General features: G+C 34.5%; 18 protein-coding genes. 12 read left to right on the forward strand and 6 right to left on the reverse strand.

Annotation, left to right across the window (positions count from 1 at the left end):
- Positions 1–6 precede the first annotated feature (6 nt).
- The 3 genes from ABZC13_RS01095 to ABZC13_RS01105 are packed head-to-tail and all read right to left on the reverse strand — an operon-like array spanning position 7 to position 3,180.
- Entirely contained in the window at positions 7–1,197 is a 1,191-nt protein-coding gene (locus tag ABZC13_RS01095) for a sulfate adenylyltransferase (RefSeq protein WP_372998713.1), read from the reverse strand.
- The gene (locus ABZC13_RS01100) at positions 1,175–2,062 is read right to left on the reverse strand and encodes a response regulator (RefSeq protein WP_372998716.1); all 888 of its coding nucleotides are present in this window, start codon (positions 2,060–2,062) and stop codon (positions 1,175–1,177) included. The genes ABZC13_RS01095 and ABZC13_RS01100 overlap by 23 nt, the downstream gene beginning before the upstream one ends.
- A complete protein-coding gene (locus tag ABZC13_RS01105; RefSeq protein ID WP_372998720.1) occupies positions 2,059–3,180 on the reverse strand; it encodes a bifunctional 2-C-methyl-D-erythritol 4-phosphate cytidylyltransferase/2-C-methyl-D-erythritol 2,4-cyclodiphosphate synthase in 1,122 nt (373 codons plus the stop codon). The genes ABZC13_RS01100 and ABZC13_RS01105 overlap by 4 nt, the downstream gene beginning before the upstream one ends.
- A 260-nt stretch (positions 3,181–3,440) precedes the next feature.
- Here ABZC13_RS01105 and thiC point away from each other — a divergent pair, with 260 nt between their 5' ends.
- A complete protein-coding gene (gene thiC / locus ABZC13_RS01110; protein WP_372998723.1) occupies positions 3,441–4,838 on the forward strand; it encodes a phosphomethylpyrimidine synthase ThiC in 1,398 nt (465 codons plus the stop codon).
- An 81-nt stretch (positions 4,839–4,919) separates the two neighbouring features.
- Positions 4,920–6,026 carry a P-loop NTPase gene (locus tag ABZC13_RS01115; RefSeq protein WP_372998727.1) on the forward strand — a complete coding sequence of 369 codons (1,107 nt, stop codon included), beginning with the start codon at positions 4,920–4,922 and terminating at the stop codon, positions 6,024–6,026.
- A 268-nt stretch (positions 6,027–6,294) separates the two neighbouring features.
- Here ABZC13_RS01115 and ABZC13_RS01120 read toward each other — a convergent pair whose 3' ends face one another.
- From ABZC13_RS01120 to ABZC13_RS01130, 3 genes are all read right to left on the reverse strand, one after another.
- Positions 6,295–8,148 carry a GGDEF domain-containing protein gene (locus ABZC13_RS01120; protein WP_372998730.1) on the reverse strand — a complete coding sequence of 618 codons (1,854 nt, stop codon included), beginning with the start codon at positions 8,146–8,148 and terminating at the stop codon, positions 6,295–6,297.
- A gap of 122 nt (positions 8,149–8,270) precedes the next feature.
- On the reverse strand, positions 8,271–10,085 hold the full coding sequence (glmS, locus tag ABZC13_RS01125; protein ID WP_372998733.1) for a glutamine--fructose-6-phosphate transaminase (isomerizing): 1,815 nt from the start codon (positions 10,083–10,085) through the stop codon (positions 8,271–8,273).
- The gene (locus tag ABZC13_RS01130) at positions 10,086–12,596 is read right to left on the reverse strand and encodes an HD domain-containing protein (RefSeq protein WP_372998736.1); all 2,511 of its coding nucleotides are present in this window, start codon (positions 12,594–12,596) and stop codon (positions 10,086–10,088) included.
- 225 nt (positions 12,597–12,821) lie between these two features.
- Between ABZC13_RS01130 and ABZC13_RS01135 the strand changes: the two genes are divergently transcribed.
- The 10 genes from ABZC13_RS01135 to ABZC13_RS01180 all read left to right on the forward strand — a co-directional run bounded on the left by ABZC13_RS01135 (position 12,822) and on the right by ABZC13_RS01180 (position 24,930).
- Positions 12,822–13,109 (forward strand): putative quinol monooxygenase, encoded by a 288-nt coding sequence (locus tag ABZC13_RS01135; RefSeq protein ID WP_372998740.1) that lies wholly within the window; start codon positions 12,822–12,824, stop codon positions 13,107–13,109.
- 4 nt (positions 13,110–13,113) lie between these two features.
- Positions 13,114–14,676 (forward strand): autoinducer-2 kinase, encoded by a 1,563-nt coding sequence (gene lsrK / locus ABZC13_RS01140; protein ID WP_372998743.1) that lies wholly within the window; start codon positions 13,114–13,116, stop codon positions 14,674–14,676.
- 75 nt (positions 14,677–14,751) lie between these two features.
- On the forward strand, positions 14,752–15,951 hold the full coding sequence (gene metK, locus ABZC13_RS01145) for a methionine adenosyltransferase (protein WP_372998746.1): 1,200 nt from the start codon (positions 14,752–14,754) through the stop codon (positions 15,949–15,951).
- Between the two features lie 14 nt (positions 15,952–15,965).
- Positions 15,966–17,192, forward strand: a complete 1,227-nt coding sequence (gene mtnK, locus ABZC13_RS01150; RefSeq protein ID WP_372998749.1) for an S-methyl-5-thioribose kinase — start codon at positions 15,966–15,968, stop codon at positions 17,190–17,192.
- Positions 17,182–18,255 carry an S-methyl-5-thioribose-1-phosphate isomerase gene (gene mtnA, locus ABZC13_RS01155; RefSeq protein WP_372998752.1) on the forward strand — a complete coding sequence of 358 codons (1,074 nt, stop codon included), beginning with the start codon at positions 17,182–17,184 and terminating at the stop codon, positions 18,253–18,255. Before mtnK ends, mtnA begins: the two co-directional genes overlap by 11 nt.
- A 3-nt stretch (positions 18,256–18,258) precedes the next feature.
- Positions 18,259–18,906: a hypothetical protein gene (locus ABZC13_RS01160; RefSeq protein WP_372998755.1), complete on the forward strand. Its 648-nt coding sequence runs from the start codon at positions 18,259–18,261 to the stop codon at positions 18,904–18,906.
- 61 nt (positions 18,907–18,967) lie between these two features.
- Entirely contained in the window at positions 18,968–20,929 is a 1,962-nt protein-coding gene (locus ABZC13_RS01165) for a bifunctional aldolase/short-chain dehydrogenase (RefSeq protein WP_372998758.1), read from the forward strand.
- Positions 20,930–21,991, forward strand: a complete 1,062-nt coding sequence (gene mqnE / locus ABZC13_RS01170; protein ID WP_372998761.1) for an aminofutalosine synthase MqnE — start codon at positions 20,930–20,932, stop codon at positions 21,989–21,991. It abuts the gene before it with no gap.
- Positions 21,992–21,994: 3 nt separating this feature from the next.
- Positions 21,995–22,804 (forward strand): glycosyltransferase family 2 protein, encoded by an 810-nt coding sequence (locus ABZC13_RS01175; protein WP_372998763.1) that lies wholly within the window; start codon positions 21,995–21,997, stop codon positions 22,802–22,804.
- Positions 22,801–24,930 carry an STT3 domain-containing protein gene (locus ABZC13_RS01180; RefSeq protein WP_372998766.1) on the forward strand — a complete coding sequence of 710 codons (2,130 nt, stop codon included), beginning with the start codon at positions 22,801–22,803 and terminating at the stop codon, positions 24,928–24,930. Before ABZC13_RS01175 ends, ABZC13_RS01180 begins: the two co-directional genes overlap by 4 nt.
- The last annotated feature ends 1 nt before the right edge of the window (position 24,931 follow it).

Consider the following 24,931-nt stretch of genomic DNA (forward strand, 5'->3'; position numbering starts at 1 on the left):
GTGTTCCTAAGTAAGTGATGTAGTTTGATAGAGTTTCATTAACTCTAGATAGAAATCTTTTTCGGTGTGTTCTTCTAGCAGACCTTCAACCGGTAAGATATCGTAGTATAGTTTTTCCAAGTTTTTAAATCTGTTTGGAAATAGTTTTGAGAGTATATGTGCAGAGATCTCTTTTCTGATAAGCATAGTCGGAGGCAGTAGACCAAGCTCTAAAAGTTCCAAGATAGAGTCTGCATGATAAGATATCTGATGATGTTGACCGTGAGGGCAAGTGTTTTTACTTACAAGAGTAGTACATTTATCACAGTAAACATATTCACTAGCTACTTTTATCTCTATATCTATTCCTATAACTCTATCTATAATAGACTTATTTGAGTTACAATCATAAAACATACCAAGACCGGCATGGTTACGTCCAATTGTTAATCTGTCAGTTCCGTAGTTTTTAGCAACAATCGCATCAATAATTATTTCATTGTAGCCTGCAAATATATAACTATTTTCTAAAGGAATAACAACTACATGATTCTTCGTTAAAAAGTTATTTATGAAAAAGTCTAAAGATTCTTTTCTTGTTTCATAGTTTAGATTTGATTCATTGGTGAATTTTAGTAAAAATATTACAAGTAAATCAGTGTTTTCAAGTGCTTGACGGATAAGTCTTTCATGAGCGCGGTGTAGAGGATTAGCAGCCATAACAAGAGATGTAGTATGTTTGGCATCTACACGTTTTTTAGCTTCTTCAATTAGCTCTTTGTTCTGGTTACTGGACTTGTTTACAAGTCTATATTCGCCAGAAACTGCTAATGGACCAAGTCTATTCATTGTAGCTAAAACACCAGGATGACTTGTGTCATCCGTTCCATAAATATGTTTGATTCTATCACTAGGTTCAATATGAAAAATTTCTTCAACTATGAGAGTAGCAAAAGGCTTTTTATCAAAAAGTATAGTAAGTTCTTCACCAACTTCTAGGTTCTTTAGAACTTCTGCATTAGTTTTACCAGAAGGTGCTAGGATAAAAGGAAATGGAAAAGTTTTTCCATTTATAAGTCCTGTTTTTAAAACGCTCTGACTCTCTTTAGAGTTCATCAAAGAAGTAGCTGGTGCTAGTAGACCATCTTTTAGTAACTCTAAGGCAGAAGCTGCTTCTTTGTCAATTAAAAGAGTTTTATTTTTTCTTGATGATGTCATATTTTTTTCGTTTTTCCCATAAACTTTTACGGCTTATGCCTAGTTTCTTAGATAGTTCTATATCTGGAAACTTATATTGATAGTTAAGTACAATATACTTAACATAATCCTCTATCGGTAGTATGTCACCTTGATCGAAAATATTGTTTTCACTTTTTATCTCTAAAACTCTGTGCTCAACATCTTCAATCTTATCTGTACTTGATACAATTACTTTTTTGTTACTTATAAGAGAACAAAAAGTTTTTCTATCACCTTTTTTAAGAGTTTGATAATCTATTATATATAGAATTGAGTCTTGATTTAGTGATTCTATCTCACTCATAGCCTTAGGATCGCTAAGTGTTATAAAGTGTATTGGTAGATCTTTTTCATATGCATGTTCAAATGCAAAAGCGTCTGAATACTTCTGAAATGAAGATGAAATAAAAATTGGAAGTTCTATTGTATCATGTTCATACTCATGTGTTACTGTTGAAAAAGAGTGAGTCAAGTATTTTTTATAAGCTGCATCTCTCTTTTTTAGTTTCTCATAGTCTTGATAGTGGTCTATCTTTCTAATAAGCTCTTCAATCATAAATGGTTTTAGGATGTAGTCTTTTGCCCCTGCACTAAGTGGTTTTGAAACAGTATCATTTGAGATATATGAAACCATTAAGATAATGATAGCACTTTTAAATGTTTCTATAACCGGATTAAAGTCTTGACCATTGATATTTGTAGAAAGTAAAACAACATCATAATTGTTACTTTTTATAGCATCTCTTGTAGATGTACACATTTCGCATACATGACCTAATTCACCTAACTTTGTGGCTATACTCTGTGCTAAATAAACTTCGTTTTCTATAATTAGTATTTTCAAATCTTTGTCCAATCAAAATATTTTAAATTTGCATTCGCAATAACTCCAACACCTTCACTACGACCTATAAAGCCAAGTTTTTCAGTTGTTGTAGCTTTTATATTTACTCGAGAACTTTCACAGTTTAGAACCTCTGCGATAGTCTGTCTCATTTGCAATTTGTACTTGCCAATCCTTGGCGTTTGAGCTGCTATAGTTAAATCAACATTTACAATAACAAAACCAAAGTTGTATATCTTTTTAACAACTCTTTGAAGTAGAATTTTTGAGTCTATATTTTTAAACTCATCACTACTATCTGGAAACATTTCCCCTATGTCACCCATGCCGGCAGCTCCTAAAAGAGCATCTATAAGAGCATGAATGGCAACATCCCCATCGCTATGAGCTTTAAAGCCAAAGCTAGAATCTATTTTTACGCCGCCTAAATACATATCTTCATTGTCATCAAAAGCATGAACATCGAAGCCTGTACCACTAAGTATGTCACTTGATGGCTGAGATAAACATGAAAGAGTGTTTAAATCTCGTATAAAAGTGATTTTATTTGCTTCACTCTCACCAAGTATAAATTCTCTTGAACCTCCATTTGCTACAATGGCGCTACTTTCATCGGTAAACTCTATGTCTGTATTTAAAGAATCTTTTAATACGGAGGTTCGAGAAAGTTGAGGAGTCTGAACCCTCTTTACTTTATCTCTATCTATAGTTTCATTCTCATATACAACAGTGTCACTAACTTTTAAGTAAGGAACTATACAATCAGCTTCACCTTTTTTAGAGATAATTTTTTTCAAAAACTCTTCGCTGATGCAAGATCTTGCTATATCACTAACAAGAACATACTCACTATCAACCTCTTTTAAAGCATTATTCAAAGAACTTTGTCTAGTGGTAGAACCTTCTACAAATGTAAAAGAATCATAGCTCTTCATAAACTCAATATCATCACCTGAAGAAGTGATAATGATTTTGTTGAAGAGTTTAGTTTCTACACACTTACGGGCGACATATTGCCATAAAGGCTCATGTCCAATCCTTAACCACTGCTTCTTTACATCGCAAAGAAAGCGACTAGAACTACCAGCCGCAAGTAATATAAGTGTTATGTCAGCCAAATATACTCCTGTGTTTGAAAAGTGTTACGAAATTATACACTCAGAAAGCTTTTTTTTCTCTTGTTTATGTCAATATAGTACTTTATTATCTTTGAAATTCTTTTTTATTGAACTACTTAATGCTACTTTAACTTTATTTGATTATATTTCCACATACTATAAAATAAGTAAGCAGAGGAAACTTATTGTTAATCGGGCTAAATTTTCATTAATGAAAGCTTGCTCCTTAATTAACAGTTTCCACTATAAGAGGAGAAAATATGAGAACTTCATGGGTAAATAAACGTGAAAATGATACTGTTAGAACTCAAATGTATTATGCAAAACAAGGCATAATAACTGAAGAGATGGAGTACGTTGCAAAAGTAGAAGATTTATCTCCTGAACTTGTAAGAAGTGAAATTGCAAGAGGTAGACTAATCATACCTGCAAATGTAAATCACACATCATTAGAGCCAATGGCTATTGGAATTGCATCTAAATGTAAAATCAATGCTAATATCGGTTCATCTGCAATAGCTTCTGATGTTCAAGGTGAAGTAGAAAAGATGCAAGTGTCTCAGCACTACAAAGCTGATACTGCAATGGACTTATCAACTGGTGGAGATCTGGATGAGATTCGTAGAGCTGTTATTGGAGCTTCTAAGATTCCTATAGGAACTGTTCCAATTTATCAAATCCTTCATGATGTCGGTAATAAAATTGAAGACCTTAGTATAGAAGTAATGCTGGAAGTATTAGAGCGTCAAGCGCAACAAGGTGTTTCATACTTTACTATTCATGCTGGTTTTTTACTTGAGACTATGCCTAAAATAGCAAAAAGAAAAATGGGTATCGTTAGCCGCGGTGGTTCACTTATGGCTGCATGGATGATGCATTATCATAGAGAAAATCCATTTTATACTGCGTTTGATGATATCTTAGATATCTGTGCAAAATATGATGTTTCACTTAGTCTTGGTGATTCACTTCGCCCTGGTTGTTTAGCAGATGCTTCTGATGATGCACAGTTGGGTGAGCTTAAGGTTCTTGGTGAATTAACTCTAAGAGCTTGGGAGAAAAATGTTCAAGTAATGATCGAAGGACCAGGTCATGTTCCTTTAAATCAAGTTGAGCGTAATATGAAACTTCAACGTGAACTTTGTCATGAAGCACCTTTTTATATACTTGGTCCATTAGTTACTGATATCGCTGCAGGATATGATCATATCTCTTCAGCTATAGGGGCAGCTGTCGGTGGATGGCATGGAGCTAGTATGCTGTGTTATGTAACACCTAAAGAACACCTAGGGCTTCCAAACGCGGATGATGTACGTGAAGGTATAATTGCATACAAAATTGCTGCTCATGCCGCTGATATAGCTCGTGGGCGTAAAGGTGCAAGAGATATCGATGACGCAATGAGTGATGCTAGATATAGCTTTGACTGGGAAAAACAATTTGAATTAGCACTTGATGGTGAGAGAGCTCGTGAGTATCACGATGAGACTCTTCCTCAAGATGTATTTAAAGAAGCAGAATTTTGTTCTATGTGTGGACCGAAGTTTTGTTCTTATAAAATAACTCAAAATATTATGGATAATCCAGAAGCAATAGAACAAATATCAAGAGAAAACAAAGAGAGAGAAGCGGCTGAAGCAGCAAAAGCTACAGCTTAAAATATAAATTGACATAAACAAGACAAAAATTGTCTTGTTTATGGTAGAGTGTCAAAATAATAAATAAAAAGGAATAAATTAATGACTAATGAGATTGTAAATTCAGCACTATCAAAAGTTATGTATCCTGGTTTTACTAAGGATATTGTAACTTTTGGTTTTGTTAATAGCATAGAAATAAGTGGAAATGATGTAAGTTTTAATGTAGAGATTACTTCAAGCGCTCCTGAAGTAGCACAACAAATCATTGATGACGCAACAACAGAGCTTAAAGCTGTCGGTGCTTCAAATGTTAAGTGTAATATCAACGCTCCAAAAATGCCGGAAGCTCCTCAACCAAAAAGCAAAAATATTGCTCCACAAGTTAAAAACTTTTTAATGGTAAGTTCTGGTAAAGGTGGGGTTGGTAAATCAACTACATCTGTAAATATTGCTATTGCTCTTGCTGCTCAAGGTAAGAAAGTAGGTCTTCTGGATGCTGATATCTATGGTCCAAATATCCCTCGTATGATGGGTGTATCAGATGTTAAGCCAGAAGTTAACGGAAATAAAGTCCTTCCTATTAAAGCTTATGGTATTGAGATGATGTCTATGGGTTCACTTATGGAAGAAGGTCAATCACTTATGTGGCGTGGCGCTATGATTATGAAAGCAATCGAGCAGTTCTTAAGAGATATCTTATGGTCTGAATTAGATGTTTTAGTTATCGATATGCCTCCGGGAACAGGTGATGCTCAGCTTACTTTAGCTCAAAGTGTTCCGGTTACTGCAGGTCTTACTGTAACAACTCCTCAGTCAGTTTCTCTCGATGATTCTCGTCGTTCATTAGATATGTTTAGAAAACTAAATATTCCAATCGCTGGTATTGTTGAAAATATGAGTGGATTTATTGCACCGGATACTGGTGTTGAGTATGATATCTTTGGTAAAGGAACTTCTGGTCCAATGGCTAAAGAGTTTGATACTGAGATTATTGCTGAGATTCCAATCGAGCCAAGTATCAGAACTGGTGGAGATGAAGGTAAGCCAATTACTTTTGTTAATCCAACTTCTGAAAGTGCTAAAAGATATATGGCAGCTGCTGAGTCTATTTGGGCTACTATTGAGTCTGTTAATGCAGCTGGTGGTGCGTCAAACGAATCAGTACAGCCAACAACACCTCCAGGTGTATCTGCTTGTTCTGTATAGAATAAGCTTTTTTCTTCACAAAATTTAAATAGCAGCGCATTTACTGCGTTGTTGTTTTCGTCACGTACTTTTAGTACGCTTCCTCAAACACGCCTTGTAACTACATCACTCTTTAAATTTTGCCATTGTCTTGAACGTATGGAATATTTTGAAACAAAATGTTCACGGAAGTTCAAAATAGGACAATGGTATTTAAGATTGAATATATGGAAAGTTTGCATGAAGTTTTCTCTGACTCCAAAGGAGTCAAAGCTTTGGTGAGAACAGTTTAGCGTAAATCTTCGCTTTCGCCCATCTCTTTTTCATAGTTAACGATTTTATTTCTACCAGTAGTTTTTGCAACATATAGAGCAGTGTCAGCGAACTTAATACACTTCCAAATAGTATCTCCATCCTTAGGAAATTTAGAGATACCTATACTCATAGTCTTTTTCATTGTCTCACCAGTTCCGACATCAAAAGATAGTGCAGCAAATGCAGAGTGAATTTTACTCGCAACGTCTTGAGTTCCTTCATCGCTTGCATTGTGTAGCATTACCACAAACTCTTCTCCACCATATCTGATAGCTAGGTCTGCATCACGAATAGTCTCTTTTAAAACCTTACCAATCTCAACGATAACTCTATCCCCAACATCATGGCCATATGTATCATTAACCATTTTGAAGAAGTCAACATCCAACATCATAACAGAATAAGTCTCTTTTGATCTACTCGCCTGATGCATGATTTTATCGATTACTTCTTCCAGAAATCTTCTATTGTAAAGACCGGTCATTCCATCTCTAAGTGAGGTATCTTTTAGTTTTTCCATTAGTATTTGACTTTCTATTACAGGCTTAGCAGCTTCAAAATAGTGCTTAATACTAGTTATATGTGAAGTAAACTCTTCTATCTCATTTTCACTGTTCCCCGTAATAGATATTGTTAAAGACACATCATTATTGATTGTAAACGGTATACATACATAATTTTGTTTTTCTGATAAACATGATTGGCATAGATTTGGAAACTCACTGGAGATAGTTACACTTTTAGTCCTGTATGCTCTACAATCTTCAGCATTTTTATTGATTTTTTCTTGACATATTTGAGCATTATCACCAGTAGAGAAAAATAGTTTTCTCTCATGCGTTATATTATTAACTTCATATAGTGAAAAGTTATTCAGATTGTACTTTAACTTTAGTATATCAACTATTCTGGTATAAACTTCATCTTTAGAAGCATCAAGTTCTATGGTCTTTTTAAATTTATATACATCAGAGAGTTCATTAATAATCGTTTTTGCTTCATGCAGTGGATCAGCTGAAGAGACACATCCTTGAGGTATAAATGTTGCAAGATTATATTTTATATCTCCAAATGTTTCTTGCATCTTTGAAAATAGCGTATTCATCTGCTCTACAATACTTTTAGCGTCCCCACCTACAGTAGTTTCAAATTTATGAGTAAAGTCTCCGCTATATGCTTTTTTAATACCATTTTGTAAGTTAGAGAATAGTCTCATATATGGAGTGACATAGTGGTTGAGAAGGAAAAGAACAATAACTAAAAATAGCATGTTTATTCCAAATATTTTTAAAATAGTAAGCATACCACTTGTTCGCATATCACTAATATCAAACTCCATGCTTATTGCACCAAGAGTATCTCCTCTTTTTACATTATGACATGTTAAACAGTTAGTGTTTCCTCCATTAACTGTTGCCTTGTAAGGGATAGTTACTCTAAGAGTTATATCATTTGAACTTTCTATTATCTCTCTTACTGTTTCTCCTGTATTTAGAACTTTTTTATCTATAGCGTCCCTTACTGTTTCGTCATTTAAGCCTTCTCCATATTGCTTAATAACATTTTCGCTTCTTACAAGCCATAGAGATTTCACTGCGTCATTATTTGCTGATATTTGATTTAAAAAATATTCTCTTTTATCCATGATCCCATTGACCATGTGTGCAGTCAGACCATCTTTTACGATAGTTGCAGTCATCTTTGATTTATCTATAGCACTTTTAATACTATAGTCTCTAAAATTTAATGATATGTTTATGATTGTAGCAGTTGTTAAACCAAGCAGCATAATAGCTACTATAAAAAGGAGTTTTAATTTTGTTCTCATACAGATTCACTTTTGTTAAATTAAATTAGACCGTAGATGGTATCTAATAAAAAATAAATTTAAAGTGAAAGCATCAAATATATGATTAATTTATATATATTGTTTTAATTCGTTAAGTATTTTTATTCAACAGTAACGCTTTTAGCAAGATTTCTCGGCATGTCAACATCGTTCCCAAGTCTAACGGATATTTCTAAAGAAAGTAGTTGAACAACTACCATCATCTCAAAAAATTCTAACATATAGTCTTTACATTTAGAAATCTGAATAAAGTCATCAGCCTTGTCAAACTCTAGTGAACTAATAGCACAAATAGTAGAATCTCTAGCACTTAATTCTTCTACATTGCTTTTAGATTTTTCATAATGAAGATGTTCTGGAAGCAGGGCAATAGTAAATAGTTCTGGGTCTGCTAATGCAATAGGACCGTGTTTCATCTCTCCACTCGGATATCCTTCAGCGTGTAAATAAGAGATCTCTTTTAATTTAAGAGCACCTTCTAATGCTAATGGATAAAATATATCTCTACCTATGAAAAAGAAGCCATGACCGTGAAGATATCTCTTAGATAGACGTTTGAGTCTCTCATGCATCTCATCTGTAACCTTTACGGAAGCAGGAACTTCACGAAGAAGTGAAATCTGTCTTACTATTTCTTCTTCTTTTAAAGAGTCACGAAGCTTCGCGATGTAAAGACTTAGCATCCAAAAAATTGTAACCTGAGTTGCAAAAGCTTTAGTTGAAGCCACTCCTTTTTCTATTCCTGCTCGTGTCAGTATTGTCGCATCTCCTAGCCTAACCATGGATGAATTGTCTACATTACAGATAACTAAAGTTTTTAGTCCAGCCTCTTTTGCCATTTTTAGTGTCTCTAGAGTGTCAGCGGTCTCACCACTCTGTGAAATAACTATGAACAGAGTGTCTTTACACATAATAGGTTCTCTATATCTAAACTCACTTGCAATCTCTACAGAAGTTCTGATTTTTGAGTATCTCTCAAAAAGATAAGAAGCACTTAAAGCTGAGTGATAAGAAGTTCCACATGCACAAAGTTTAATCTCATTTATTCCGTCAAATAGACTTTTGTCAAATTCGTCAAACACTATCTCTGTATCGCTTAGTCTTCCCATTAGAGTATCTGCTATAACATCACTCTGCTCATAGATCTCTTTTTCCATAAAGAAGCGGTAACCGTCTTTTTGAGCTGAGAGTTTATTTTGAGAAAGTTTTGTAAAAATAGGCTTTTTCTTGTTGGCATCTTTATCAAAAATAGCGATCTCTTTAGAACTTACAAAACCGTAATCACCATCTTCAAAATAGTTTACTTGCGTAGCGTGACCAATTAGAGGAGTATCTGAAGAAGCAAAAAACTTTTCATCTTCATCATTGATACCAACAAGCATAGGTGAACCGTGTTTTGCAAAGAAAATAGTATCTGGTTCAGACTTTGTAGTTAATAGTACAGCATAAGCTCCAGCTAACTCTTCTATTGTTTTTGAAAAAGCTTCAAAAGCACTTTCTTCAGTCTTTAGATTTTTTTCAAATTGGTGAACGATTACTTCAGTATCTGTTTGGCTTAAAAATGTGACTCCCTCAGCAAGGAGTTCTTTTTTTAGCGTAGCATAGTTTTCTATAATACCGTTATGAACAACGTAAGAGCTCTCACCTAGATGTGGATGTGCATTTAGCTCTGTAGGTTTTCCATGTGTAGCCCAACGGGTATGACCTATACCTACGGCAAAACCACTAGTTGTAAAATCTTTTGTTTTTTCTTCTAGGTTTACAAGTTTGCCGATAGCCTTATAGTTTGAAAATTGACCGTTTTGTAAAACAGCGATTCCTGCTGAGTCATAGCCTCTATATTCTAACTCTTTAAGCCCATCAAGTAAAATTTCTTTAGTATTTTTTTCGCCCAGGTATCCAACAATTCCACACATCTAGTTGCCTTTTGTTAATAGTTCATAAATTTTTTCGACATTATTGCATATATCGTTTTGTTTTTCCATTAAGAAGCTGTCTCGCACCTTATGTTTTGTAGAGTGAATCTTCGCAGTTACAATATTAATACCAAGTTCTTCAAAACACTCCATAATGTAAGCTAAAAGTCCAATCTGATTTTTTGTATTTATACTAACCTCTGCATGTGTTAACGAGTGTTCACAATCGATTACAATCTCTTTTTTAGCAATATTTACCTCTTTCATAGTCACATGTCTGTTCATGTCAAATGCATTGTTTACTATCTCTTTGACTTCTACAAGTTCATTCCCAGCTACATTCTCAATAAATTCTATTTTGAAATATTTGATACCGTCAAAGAGTGTAAAAATTTCCATAGATGCAACATCTAAGTGACTAAGTGCCGCTAAGAGATAACCAACATTTAGTGGAACTTTTCTATATATTTCTATACTCAAAGAAGTTTTTGCATTTATAGTAAAGTCATATTCTTTTGTCTCTTTTGCTTTTTTTGCAATTTTTACGATGTCAATGGGAGAGTGTTTAAAAAAGAATAGATTTGATTCTACACGAAGTAACTTTGTTTGGAGAAGTTTTGGCAACTCTTTAAAAGCGTCAGAATTTTTAACACGTTTCTCTATAGTTATTCGTTTAGAAGCATCCGTAATTCTGTCACTATTTTCTGAGACTTCCAAGGCACTGGTGTATAGATCATGAAGAAGTTTAGAGTTAAATGCATTGTATGTATTCCCACCGACACCATTAATATCTGCATAAGTGAGTATATATAGAAGTTTTAGATTTTTTGTATCTTTTACATTAGACATGAACTTATATAGAGTTTTTTCATTGTGAATATTCTCTTTAAAAGCTACATTACTCATAAGGATGTGATGCTTAATGAGTGTCACAGCTCTCTCAAGAAGCTCTTCACCAAGAGCTATCTTACCAGCAAAAGGAACTATAAGTTTTGCTCCAACTTCACTATGGTCTTGTTTTCTACCTTTTCCTGTATCGTGAAAAAGTACAACAATTTTTAGCAGAAGTTTTTCATCTGCACTAAGCTCATTGTGAAGTTCTTTGATAAAAGGTTCTTCGATATTCTCCAGTGCTTCGACACATTTGATAGAGTGAAAATCAACAGGGTAGTGATGATATCCGTCAAACTGTGGAAGATGCAGAACTTTTCTGAAGTTAGAGAATAACTCATGCAATACTCCTGCATCGTAAAAGAGTTTTAAAAAGCTGTAGATATTATCTTTTCTGAGTAATTCTTTTAAGAGCATATAGGTTTCTTTTGTAAGAGGATGGGATATCTTTGTATATGTTAGTTGGTTCAAAAAACCTGCATCAAAGTGGTAAAACTTATCAGGCAGTGATATCAAGAGTTTCAAAAGAGAATTGATTGGTTGAATCTTTAACTTATAAGATGCAAATAATCTGTCATCTAAAAGGTAGATGCCGCGGCTTAGACGATTTTTTCTAAACTTTTTAACATAACTCATATCGGCTATGTATGGTCTCACCATTTTTTTAGCAAAGATCTGAGTAAAGTTACTGATTCGCCATTGAGCATGAAGAACTTTAGTTAGCATTTTCTGTTCATTTTTAAAGCCTAGCATCTTTGAAACCTGCGGCATATGTTCTAGGATTAGTCTGTCTTCTTGTTTATTTGTTATAAGATGCAAAGCACTTCTTACACGAAATAGAAGTTCTAGTGCTATTCTAAACTCTCTATACTCATCATCAGTGAAAAGTTTTTGGCTTAAATCTCTTAAGCTTTCAACGCCATAAATAGTTTGTGCTATCCAAAGAAGAAGTTGAGTGTCTCTTAATCCACCAACACTCTCTTTTATATTCGGCTGCATTGAAGTTGAATACTTTTTTCTTCTAATTTGAGCCTCATCAATTTTGGCAAGAATAAACTCTTTTTGATTGTGAAGTCTTATTTTATTAAGCTCTTTTTGAGTTGCATGCCAAGTAAAAGGAGAACCTGTGATCAGACGTGATTCCATCAGTGAAGTTCGTATAGTGATATCTTCACCGGCAGCTCTAAAAAGGTCTGTTGTCTCATGAACTCTGTGACCGAGTTTAAGTCCTGCATCCAGAGCTAGATAGAAGAGTTTTTCAATGATTAACTGAGTGTTGAAACCGTCTACATCTTCGTAAACGATAAGAAGATCAATGTCGCTGTGAACACATAACTGCTCGCGTCCATAACTTCCAAGTGCAACTATTGCTACAGGAATAGAACTTCTCATAGGCAAATAGTTGCCAAATACGCGTCTTAGAACTGTCTTATACATCAAAGAAATAATTGAGTCTAGTTTCTTTGTATGTTTAACTAAAAAATCTTTACCTTGGGAACTTTCAAAAAGTTGTGGAAGAGATGATTTGTATTCGTTTATATAAGCTTTAAAAAGTTTTGAAAGCTCAAAGTCAGAGCCATTTTTCTCTATGATGTCTTCTATTTGTAGCAGTATGTCCAAACTATTATCCCTTAATTTTGTTTCACAAAATGAAGGAAACCCTCCATCTTTTTTAGTACGCCAAAGGAAGTAATTCCTTTAGTTACGTTAACACTTGGTTTTCTTTGGCAGAAAGCCCATCGTACTAGTACGATTTTATTTAAATTATTTTATTATTATAGTGTAGTTATAACAAATTAGATATAATCTTTTGGATTAAAATATGAGCAAATGGAGACACAAATAATGACAATTACAAAAAGAGTGACGTTTATAGCAAAAGAGGGTGATGAAGCAAAAATGAAAGAGCTTTTAACTGCAATGGTAATCCCAAGTAAAGCTGAAGACGGATGTATTTTATATGATATATATCAGTATGAAAATAACCCTAGAAAATTTATGGCAGTTGAGACTTGGAGAGATGAAGCGGCACTTGATGGTCACAAAGCATCTTCACACTATGCAGTATATAAATCAAGCTATGAGCCGTTTTGTGATAAAAAATATAGTGATGAACTAGAGATCTTAGGATAAAACTATGAGCTATTTAATGGCTATAGATGCCGGAACTGGAAGTGTTCGAGCAGTAATATTTGATACAGAGGGAAATCAAATATCTGTGGCACAAGAGGAGTGGACGCATCTAGAAGAAGATAATGTGCCAAAATCTATGAGTTTTGATTTTAAAAGTAACTGGAAACTCGTAATTGGGTGCGTAAAAAAATCACTCGCAGATGCAAACTTAAATGGCGAAGATATTATTGCTTTAAGTGCGACAAGTATGCGTGAGGGCATCGTTCTTTATGATGAGAACGGACAAGAGCTTTGGGCAGTTGCAAACGTAGATGCAAGGGCTGATAAAGAAGTTAAGTATCTTAAAGAAAATTTTGCTGGAATTGAAGAAGAATTTTACAAAGCATCTGGACAAACTTTTGCTTTAGGGGCACTTCCTAGAATCATGTGGCTTAAAAATAATAGACCAGAAATTTATGCGAGAGTTAGTAAAATCTCTATGATTGGAGATTGGATACTAGCTAAACTCTGCGGTGAAATTGCAACTGATCCTAGTAACGGTGGAACGACGGGGATATTCTCTTTAGAATCTCGTGACTGGATGCCAGAGATGGCTAATAAAATTGGACTAAAAAATGATATTTTTGTACCTTGTGTAGAAGTTGGAACTCCTATTGGTAATGTAACTAAAGAAGCTTCAGCCATAGCAGGACTATCAACAAATACGAAAGTAGTTATGGGCGGCGGTGACGTTCAACTTGGATCAGCAGGATTAGGTGTAGTAGAAGTAGGTGATGTTGCAATTCTTGGCGGTTCATTCTGGCAGCAGGTTGTAAACATTCCTAGTAACACAGAGCCTCCAAAAGACATGAGTATAAGAGTGAATCCTCATGTAATTCCTGGACAATCCCAAGCAGAAGGCATAACTTTTTTTAGCGGTCTGGTTATGCGTTGGTTCAGAGATGCCTTTTGTGAAATGGAGAAGCTCCAAGCAAAAGAGCAGGGTGTAGACACTTATGCTATTCTAGAAGAAAAAGCTAAAAATATTCCTGTAGGATCACACGGAATTATCCCGATTTTCTCAGACTCAATGAAATATGGAAAGTGGTATCACGCGAGTCCAAGCTTTTTAAATCTCAGCATCGATCCCCAAGTTTGTAACAGAGCATCTATGTTTAGAAGTCTGCAGGAAAATGCAGCGATAGTCTCAAGTATAAACCTCGATAAAATCAAAGAGTTTACAGACTTAGAATTTGACACAATAGTTTTTGCCGGTGGTGCAAGTAAAGGTGCTTTATGGTCTCAAATCTTAGCTGATGTAACGGGTTGTAAAATAAAGATACCTCGTGTTACAGAAGCAACAGCACTAGGTGCAGCAATGGCAGCAGGTGTAGGTGCTGGTATCTACGACTCTATCGCAGATGCAGCAAAAAAACTAGTCGTATGGGATAAACTATATGAACCAAATATGCAAAACAATAAGACATATAATGAGCTTAAAATCAAGTTCGAAAAAGCTTATGAAGCACAACTAAAGTTAGTTGATGATAATATCACAACTTCAATGTGGAAAGCACCAGGCTTATAGCCTAGATTAAAGTTGCTTTTCAAACTAGTTTATAGGGAGACATCTCTTTAGACTGATAATAATTCAAGGAAATAAATGTATTTATTTACAAGTGAAGTAGTAGCCCCAGGTCACCCGGATAAGTGTGCAGATATTATAGCTGATAGTATAGTTGACAGACTGATAATAGCTGATTCTAAAAGTAGAGTTGCAAGTGAAGTTTTTGTAGCCGGTAATCATGTAATAATTGGTGGGGAAGTTACATCTAAAGCTAATTTGAGTGATGAAGAATATACACAAATTGTTAAAGATGCTCTTATCGGTATCGGGTATGACGGAAAAAGTGCTTTTACAAAAGAACAATGTCTATTTCCAGAGGAAGTTAAAGTTCAAGTACTTTTAAATCAACAATCACCTGATATAAATCAGGGCGTTGATCAAGAAGATGGTGAGACAGGTGCTGGTGATCAGGGAATCATGTTTGGATATGCTTCAAATGAGACAGCTGATTATATGCCTGCTGCTATCACTTACGCTAGAGTTTTAAGCGATAAAGTTTATCACTATGCGTTGAAGCATAATCATAAACTTGGTGTTGACATTAAAACACAGGTTACACTTGATTATGGAAGCAAAGAGAACTTTGAAAACTGTAATCCTCAGTCAATTCATACTATTGTTGTGTCTGCTCCATCAAATGAAGATATGGATATCACTGAAGTAAGAGAACTGCTTCAAGGTCTAATAGATGATGCTGGACTTCCAACAGATCTTTATGATCCTAAAAAGACTATTGTTCACTTAAACCCAACTGGTAGATATGTAAGTCACTCTCCACTGCATGATTCAGGTCTTACTGGTAGAAAACTAATTGTTGACAGCTTCGGTGGTTATGCTCCTATTGGCGGTGGGGCTCAGTCTTCAAAAGACTACACAAAAGTTGATAGAAGTGGTCTATACGCTGGTAGATGGGTAGCTAAACATATCGTTGCTGCCGGTTTTGCAAAAAAATGTTCAGTTCAACTATCTTATGCGATAGGTGTAGCTAAACCAACTTCAGTATCTGTTGATACATACGGAACAGTTTGCGATGGTCTTGATGATGATAGGCTCTCTACATTTGTAAGTGAAAACTTCTCATTGACTCCAAACTGGATTACTGCAAAATTTGGACTAGATAAGCCGAGTGCTGAAACTTTCCTTTATGCTGATGTTGCTGCCCGCGGTCAAGTTGGACAGAGTGATTACCCTTGGGAAAAACTAGACGCTTTGGAAGTATTTAACAAACTAAAATAATCTCGGAGTCTGATATGGAGTATAAAGAGTTAGATGTAAACAGTGTTATCTCTTATCTTAAGAGTGTTGATGAAGTCATGAACTATTTCGGTAGTGATGATTTAAAAGCAGATGAGATTGGTGATGGTAACCTAAATTATGTCTATCTTGTAAGCTCCACAACTGACTCAAAAAAAGCTCTCATAGTCAAACAGGCTGTTCCATATCTGAGATGCGTCGGCGAAGAGTTCGCTCTAGGCCGCCAACGTATGACCTATGAGATAAGAGCACTCTCAAAGTTTAAGAGTATTGCTCCGAATTTAGTTCCAGAGCTTTACCATGTAAGTGAAGATATGTCCATTGTAGTTATGCAGTATCTTGGTAAGCATATCATCTTAAGAGGCGGTCTCACAGATGCAAAGAAATACCCAAACCTTAGTGAACATATCTCTACTTACTTAGCCCAGACACTTTTTAAAACTTCATCTCTCTATTTGGATTCTACATCAAAACGTAAACTTATCGATGAATTTAATTCAAATACTGAGCTGTGCAAACTAACAGAAGATTTTGTATTTACATTTGCTTATATGGAGAATGAAACAAATGATGCCGACAATGTTAAAGATAATCAATTGGCTAAAGAATTATTTGCAGATATGGAGTTTAAAGAGAGAGTTTTAGACCTTAAGTATAAGTTTATGACTGCTCCAGATGCTTTGATTCATGGAGACTTGCATACTGGTTCTATAATGCTAAATGAAGAAGAAACATATGTGATAGACCCAGAATTTGCTTTTGTAGGACCTTTTGGATTTGATATTGGTGCATTGGTAGCAAACTTGGCAAATAACTATGTTCACCACACTATAGTTACTAAAGATGAAGATTTTAAAGAGTATCTGCTTGAGACTATTAAAGAGATATTAGAGCTTTTTGAGAGTAAGTTTTTACAACTGTGGGAAGTCCAAAAAGAGTCAGCTCTTCTAATAGACGGCTATATAGATGATAAAACAGCTCATAGATACAGAAAGAAGTTTTTAAAATCAATTATTCAGGAGTCTGTAGGTTTTGCAGGCTGTAAGATGGCAAGACGTGTGTTTGGTGTTGCCGGAGTTGCAGAGATAAGAGGCATAGAAGATAAAAAAATGCGTCGAGATGCAGAAGCATTGGTTTTAAAAATTGCAAGAGAATTTGTAATGAAGTATGACAAAATAGAAGCGATAGATGAGATATTGGAGATAATAAAAAGTGCAAGGTAAATATAGAGCTTTATGGCTCAATGATGATAATTTTTTAGAAGTAATAGACCAGACAAAACTCCCATTTTCTTATGAGACAAAAGTTTTAAAGACTACGGACGAAGTTGTTCTTGCCATCAAAGATATGACAGTTCGTGGTGCCGGAGTGATAGGTAGTGTTGCAGCATTTGGAATCTATACTGCTTGCAACGAAGTAAAGAGCTACGATGATTTAAAAGAAAAGGCTCTTCTTATAAGAGGATCACGTCCAACTGCGGTAAACCTTATGTGGGCGGTAGATAAGATGATGGAGCTTTTAAAAGACTCTACTAACTTAGTTCCAGATGCTAAAAAGTATGCAATTGAACTTAATGATGAAGAAGCACTAGAGAGTCAAAATATTGCTAAATACGGTGCTGATATAATCGAAGATATTTTAAAGAAGAAGAATAAGACTCGTATAAATATCTTAACTCACTGTAATGCAGGTTGGTTAGCCGTAATAGACGAAGGAACAGCACTGGCACCTATCTATGAAGCAAAAAAAAGAGGCATTGATGTTCATGTATGGGTTGACGAGACAAGACCTAGAAACCAAGGTGCTTCTCTTACTGCATGGGAACTAACAGAGAGCGGAGTTAATCATACCATCATCGCAGATAACACAGGCGGGCATCTGATGCAGCACGGTATGGTAGATATGGTAATAACCGGAGCTGACCGTGTAAGTGCAAACGGTGACGTGGCAAACAAGATAGGTACATATTTAAAAGCACTTGCGGCATTTGATAACGATGTTCCTTTTTATGTTGCTATTCCTGCATCTACCTTTGACTTTGATATCAAAGACGGTGTAAAAGAAATCCCAATCGAGTTAAGAAGTGAAGATGAGGTTAAATATATGCGTGGAGTAGATTCTGATGGAGAGGTGAGAGAAGTTCTTATAACTCCAAAAGATTCACCTGCAATCAACTACGGTTTTGATGTAACACCGGCAAGACTCATTACAGGACTGATAACTGATAAAGGTGTTTGTAAAGCATATTATGAAGAGATAGAATGGAAGTTTAACAGGAGAACGTAATAAATGATGAAAATAATAAGTATAGCTTTACTGTTCAGTGTTCTTTTTTCAGGATGTGCAACAATACAACTATGGGAAGATCCAAAATATAAAGAAACATTTGAAGAGTTTTTAATAACAGAAGATGGATCAAAATTAGTTATTTTAGGAGAAAAATATCATTATATATTTTCGACTAATGAAAAATTAAAAGAGATATTATTATCAAATAAAAGAAAAAATATCAAACCTGTCTTTGAAGATTTTAAAGTTGACATAAATAATTCTATTCAAGGAAAATATAATTTATTTTATAATACAAATGATAAAGAAAGTAAGAATGATATTTGGCTGGAAAAAATTGGATTTGAAACATCCAAGAGAGCTTCTAAAAAAATATTTACATATAAATATTCTGGAAGTATGAAGGGTGTAAGGTATTTACCTAAAGAACCTATTATTTCAAAATATAAGTTTAATAATAAATATAATATTTATATAGAAGAAGAACCAACAACATTTTATAATACGGGAAGGGCATTATTGACACCAATTACAGTTGCAGAAGATGGTGCACTTATTTATGGTACCACTGTTTTACTAGTAGTTTCATCACCATTGATATTACCAATGATGGCAATTGAGCATGTTAATGGAAAAGCATTAGAATAATTTTTAAAGTTAAGTTTTTAACTTAATTAAATATCTAAAATATAATAAAATAGGAAATTATATGAATAGTTTATACAACGACAAAGAAGCAAACGAGTTTAAAACAGATTTAGATTTAAGAGTTTATACATCAAGATTACTTGGACGTGACAGCTCTTTAGTTTTGCATGGCGGTGGAAATACATCTGTAAAATCTACTGCTACAAACCTTTTTGGTGAGACGGAAGATATCCTTTATGTAAAAGGCAGTGGTTGGGATTTAGCGACTATTGAAGCTGAAGGCTTTGCTCCTGTTAAGATGGAGATGCTGCTTAAGATGGCTGAGTTAAAAGAGTTAAACGATACAAATATGGTTAAATACCAGCGCTTAGCTATGACAAATCCTTCTGCTCCAAACCCATCTGTTGAAGCTATATTGCATGCAGTTATTCCTTATAAATTTGTAGACCATACTCACACGGATGCAGTTGTAACTATCACAAATACAGAAGGTGGAGAAGATAAAATAAAAGAGCTTTACGGTGATAAGGTTCTGATTATTCCTTATATTATGCCGGGTTTTGTTCTTGCAAAACTGATTTATGATATGACTAGAGATGTAAACTGGGATGAGTTAGAGGGAATGGTTCTTATGAATCATGGTCTCTTTACTTTCAACGATGACGCTAAAAAATCTTATGAGAAGACTATAGAGTTAGTAGATAAAGCTGAGCAGTACCTAGCATCTAATGGTGCTGTTTTAGAAGTAAGCGAAGATAGTACGACTGTAGAGCTTTTAGAACTTGCAAAAATAAGACGTGAGATGTCAGAGCTAAAAGGTTGTGCGACAATCTCAATACTCAATGACTCAAATGAAGCTATAAACTTTTCAAAACAAAATATTGAAAAAATTGCGACACAAGGTCCTCTGACTCCAGACCATGTAATTAGAACAAAAAGAGTACCTGCAATCATCGGTGAAGATTTTAAAGCTGATTTAGCATCTTATGTAAAAGAGTACACTCAGTATTTTGAAGATAATAAATCGGATGAGACTCTTCTAAATCCTGCACCAAACTTTGCAATTTTAAAAAACAACGGAACTCTATCTTTTGGTAAAAATGCTAAAGAAGCAAATATCATCAAAGATATAAATGACCATACATTTGAGGCTATTTTAAAAGCTGAGAAACTCGGTGGATACAAAGCTTTAAGCGCTGCAAAGATCTTTGAAGTTGAGTACTGGGAACTTGAACAGGCAAAACTGAAAAAAGGTGGTTCTTCGCCAGAATTTAGCGGTAAAGTTGCACTAGTTACAGGTGGAGCAAGTGGGATAGGCAAATCAATCGCCCAGATGTTAAATGCAAGAGGAGCTGCTGTAGTTGTTCTAGATATTAACCCTGAAGTGGAGAGTATCTTTTCAAAGTCAGATGCTATAGGTGTGAAGACAGATTTAACATCAAGTGCAGATATCCAAAATGCAGTCTCAGTTGCAGTTAAAAACTTTGGCGGAATTGACATAGTTGTAAGTAATGCAGGTATCTTTACTCCAAGTGAAAATCTTGACTCACTTAGTGATGATAACTGGGATAAGAGTATGAATATCAATCTTACATCTCATCAAAAACTTATAAAAGAGACAGCACCGTTCTTAAAACTTGGAATTGATGCTTCAATTGTAATGGTAGCATCTAAGAACTTTCCAGCTCCCGGAAAAGGTGCGGCAGCTTACTCTGTGGCAAAAGCAGGACAAACACAACTTGCACGAATCGCAGCGTTGGAGCTTGGTGAATATGGAGTTAGAGTAAATACTCTGCATCCTCATGCAGTATTTGATACAGCGATTTGGACAGATGAAGTTCTTCAAAATAGAGCAAAAGCATATGGAATGAGTGTAGAAGAGTACAAAACAAACAATGTACTGAAAACTGAAATAAAGTCAGAAAACGTGGCAGAATTGGTATGTGCAATGGCAGGAAAGCCATTTGCCAAAACTACTGGTTCACAAGTGGCTATTGACGGCGGAAGTGACAGGATAATATAGATGACATTAAAAGATAAAATTTTAGCCGGTGAGAGAATCGACTTTGATGAAGCTCTTAGCCTTTACGATATGGACTTTTTCGAGTTGGGTGAACTGGCAGATGCTAAAAGAAAAGCACTTCATGGAAATAAGACATACTTCAATATAAACCGTCATATAAATCCTACAAATAAGTGTGCAGATATATGTAAGTTTTGTGCATATTCCGCAAATAGAAAAAATCCAAATGAGTACACTATGACTCATGAAGAGATTATGCAGATTGTAAAAGATGTTGATAGTCGAGGGGCAAAAGAGGTTCACATTGTATCTGCTCACAATCCTGATACAGGACTTGAATGGTACTTGGAGATATTTAAAAAGATTAAAGATGCTTATCCTCATATGCATGTAAAAGCTCTTACTGCTGCTGAGGTTGATTTCTTAGCAAGAGAGTATGGTAAAACTTATGATGAAATACTGGACTTGATGGTAGAAAATGGTGTTGATTCTATGCCTGGCGGTGGAGCTGAGATCTTTGATGAAAAAGTTAGAGACTATATTTGTAAAGGCAAGGTGACGTCTGATCAATGGTTAGAAATCCATAGAAAATGGCATGAACGTGGAAAAATGTCAAACGTTACTATGCTTTTTGGACATGTTGAGAAGAGAGAGCATAGAATAGATCATATGATGCGAATCAGAGAGCTTCAGGATAAGACTAAAGGTTTTAATGCGTTTATTCCTCTTGTTTATCAGACTGAAAATAATTACCTTAAAGTTACAGAGTTTATGACTGCAAATGAGATTTTAAAGACTATGGCAATCAGTCGTATCGTTTTAGATAATGTTCCAAACTTAAAAGCTTACTGGGTTACTTCTACTGTAAGCTTAGCTCTTGTTGCCCAAGAGTTTGGAGCAAATGATCTTGATGGAACGATAGAAAAAGAGTCTATAAACTCGGCAGCCGGAGCTAAGAGTGCAAACGGTGTAAACTTAGAAGATTTTGTAGCACTTATTAAAAACAGCGGTTTTACTCCAGTTGAGAGAGATAGCGTATATAACGAAATAAAAGAGTGGTAAAGAATGGAGATATCGGTTGTAATTCCAACTTATAACCGATATAACGTTCTTCAACGTGCTCTTGAATCTGTATATGCTCAAACTCACAAACCAAAAGAAGTCATCATTATAGATGATGGCTCAACTGACGAAACCTCACAAATATTAAAACTTTTTCCAGATGCGAAGTATTTTTATCAAAATAATGCGGGAGTTTCTAGTGCTAGAAATTTAGGTATTAAAAAAGCAAACTTTGAATGGATAGCGTTTTTAGACTCAGATGATGAATGGCATCCAGAGAAACTTCAAGAGCATCTAGAACTGCATCTAAATAAACCAGAACTACAGATGAGTTATACAGATGAGAAGTGGATACGAGATGCTAAAGAACTGAAGGTTCCTAAACGGTATCGTAAATTTGGCGGAAATATTTTTAAAGAGTGCCTTTCGCACTGTATTATTGCTCCATCTGCAACGCTGATTCATAAAGACTTACTTGAGAGAGTAGGGCTTTTTGATGAGAGTTTAGAAGTCTGTGAAGATTATGACTTGTGGTTGAGGATAGCTATTGACAATAAAATAGGACTTGTTGATAAAAAACTAATCACAAAATATGGTGGAGATGAAGACCAACTAAGTATGAAGTTTTGGGGAATGGACAGGTTTAGAGTTAAGGCTTTGGAGAAACTTTTAGAGATATCTGAGTCTAAAGAAGAGTTAATAAAAAGCATGTTGATTGAAAAATACAGCTTACTTCTCAAAGGTGCTAAAAAACATGATAAAATGCAAGATATTAATAATTATGAAAAAAAGATTGAGGATTTGAAAAATTGAATAATATATCAACAGAGACAAAATTAACTATTGGTTATATAGCAATCGCATTTATATTTTCAGTAGCCATGCGCATGATTTGGGTTTATCAGTTTAGTGGGTTTGAACAATTTATGTTCAATGGGCAGTTTATGATAAATACTAATGATGGGTATTATTGGGCTGAAGGGGCTAGAGATATACTTAGCGGTGTTTCTCAGGATAATGACTACTCTCCAACAACAACAGCCCCATCTCTGTTAACAGCTTTTTTTGCTTACATACTACCTTTCTCTTTTGAGACAATTATATTTTATATGTCAGTTGTTTTAGGATCATTAGTTGTTATTCCAATTATCTTAATTGCGAAGAGTCTAAAAAATTTAGAGCTTGGTTTTATAGCGGCTCTTCTAGCATCTATTGCCTGGAGTTATTATAACCGGACTATGGCCGGGTATTATGATACCGATATGTTAAATATAGTCCTTCCAATGTTTTTGCTTTGGTCCATAATCTGGGCAATTCAGACAAATGAAGATAAGTATCTGCTTATTACTGCACTTGATATTTTAGTATACAGATGGTGGTATCCTCAAAGTTACGCTTTGGAATTTGCATTTTTTGGTTTGATACTTTTTTATGCTTTAGTTTTTGATAGAAAAAATCTTTATAACTATAAACTCTTAGCCATTATGATGTTTGCTATGTTAAACATAGAAGGCTTTATACGTTTTCCTATTGTTATTGGCGTATTTTACGCTTTTAAACAAGAAAAATTTCAAAAGTATATTTATTATATTTTAGGTACTTCTATTTTATTGTTTTTTGCTAGTGGTGGATTTAATCCAATTTGGGGGAAGTTGAGAGTTTATATATTTACAGATGTAGTAAGCGTAGGTGAAGATGGGCTAAAACTTCATTTCTACTCCGTAATTCAGACAATTAGAGAAGCTGGACAGATTCCATTTGAAACATTTGCAAATCGTATAAGTGGACATACTATTACACTTATCTTATCTATTGTTGGATACATATACTTAACCTATAAGCACCGGATTATGCTTTTTGGACTTCCAATGATTGGACTAGGGTTTTTAGCTCTTGTCGGAGGACTTAGGTTCACTATTTATGCTGTACCTGTTTTAGCGTTTGGTGCGGCTTTTTTAATAACTGAACTTTCAGTAAAGATGCCGACAAAAAAACTGAAATATCTAAGTATGATAGCTTTCACGTTAGCTATTTTATATCCAAACTATAAGCATATTGACTCATATAAGGTTCCTACCGTATTTAATTCTGATGAAGTAAAAGTTTTAGATGAATTAAAAGATATTGCCGATAGAGAAGATTATGCTATTTCTTGGTGGGATTATGGATATCCAATACGATACTATTCGGATATAAAAACACTGATAGATGGAAGTAAACATGGCGGAAGTGTTAACTTTCCGGTTAGTTTTATATTAAATAAACCACAAGAAATAGCTTCTAAAATGGCTAGATTAGATGTGGAATATACTGAAAAATCTTTTGAGATAGCAGAAAAAAATAAAGGTTTAGAAGACTCACAAAAAGTAAAACTATTCACAAATATAGAAGAAATGACAAAAGCGTATGGCTTTAATGACGCAAATGATTTTCTACTATCACTAGAGACAGATATAAAGCTGCCAAATAAAACAAGAGATATTTATTTTTATCTTCCATATAGAATGTTGAATATTTTTCCAACAGTAAACGTGTTTTCAAATTTAGATCTAATGACCGGTGAAAAAGGAAAAGCTCCTTTTTTCTTTATTAGCAGAAACTTTAGAGATTCAAATGGCATTATAGAGCTTGGAAATGGAGTTTCTTTTAATAAGCTAGATAACACTTTAAGTATTGGTAATCAGAAAGCAACTCTACGAAGGATAGTACAAACTTTCTATGACAAAGATATGAAACTTCAAAAAAATAGTAAACTATCTGATTTTACTGCACAACTGAGTTTGATCTTTATGGCGGATTATAAGACTTTTCTAATTATAGATGAACAGACTTATAATTCACTTTATATACAACTTATGGTTTTAGAAGATTATAATGAATCTTTATTTGAAAAAGTTATTACAAATCCACACGCAAAAGTGTATAAACTAAAGATATAAA

Source organism: Sulfurimonas sp., from assembly GCF_041563035.1.
Classification (GTDB): Bacteria; Campylobacterota; Campylobacteria; order Campylobacterales; family Sulfurimonadaceae; genus Sulfurimonas.

What these genes read in the sequence shown, in the direction of transcription:
- ABZC13_RS01095 (WP_372998713.1), bottom strand. Translation starts at nt 1,197, where the DNA reads ATGACATCATCAAGAAAAAATAAAACTCTTTTAATTGACAAAGAAGCA.
- thiC (WP_372998723.1), top strand. Translation starts at nt 3,441, where the DNA reads ATGAGAACTTCATGGGTAAATAAACGTGAAAATGATACTGTTAGAACT.
- ABZC13_RS01115 (WP_372998727.1), top strand. Translation starts at nt 4,920, where the DNA reads ATGACTAATGAGATTGTAAATTCAGCACTATCAAAAGTTATGTATCCT.
- ABZC13_RS01120 (WP_372998730.1), bottom strand. Translation starts at nt 8,148, where the DNA reads ATGAGAACAAAATTAAAACTCCTTTTTATAGTAGCTATTATGCTGCTT.
- glmS (WP_372998733.1), bottom strand. Translation starts at nt 10,085, where the DNA reads ATGTGTGGAATTGTTGGATACCTGGGCGAAAAAAATACTAAAGAAATT.
- ABZC13_RS01135 (WP_372998740.1), top strand. Translation starts at nt 12,822, where the DNA reads ATGACAATTACAAAAAGAGTGACGTTTATAGCAAAAGAGGGTGATGAA.
- lsrK (WP_372998743.1), top strand. Translation starts at nt 13,114, where the DNA reads ATGAGCTATTTAATGGCTATAGATGCCGGAACTGGAAGTGTTCGAGCA.
- metK (WP_372998746.1), top strand. Translation starts at nt 14,752, where the DNA reads ATGTATTTATTTACAAGTGAAGTAGTAGCCCCAGGTCACCCGGATAAG.
- mtnK (WP_372998749.1), top strand. Translation starts at nt 15,966, where the DNA reads ATGGAGTATAAAGAGTTAGATGTAAACAGTGTTATCTCTTATCTTAAG.
- ABZC13_RS01160 (WP_372998755.1), top strand. Translation starts at nt 18,259, where the DNA reads ATGATGAAAATAATAAGTATAGCTTTACTGTTCAGTGTTCTTTTTTCA.
- ABZC13_RS01165 (WP_372998758.1), top strand. Translation starts at nt 18,968, where the DNA reads ATGAATAGTTTATACAACGACAAAGAAGCAAACGAGTTTAAAACAGAT.
- mqnE (WP_372998761.1), top strand. Translation starts at nt 20,930, where the DNA reads ATGACATTAAAAGATAAAATTTTAGCCGGTGAGAGAATCGACTTTGAT.
- ABZC13_RS01175 (WP_372998763.1), top strand. Translation starts at nt 21,995, where the DNA reads ATGGAGATATCGGTTGTAATTCCAACTTATAACCGATATAACGTTCTT.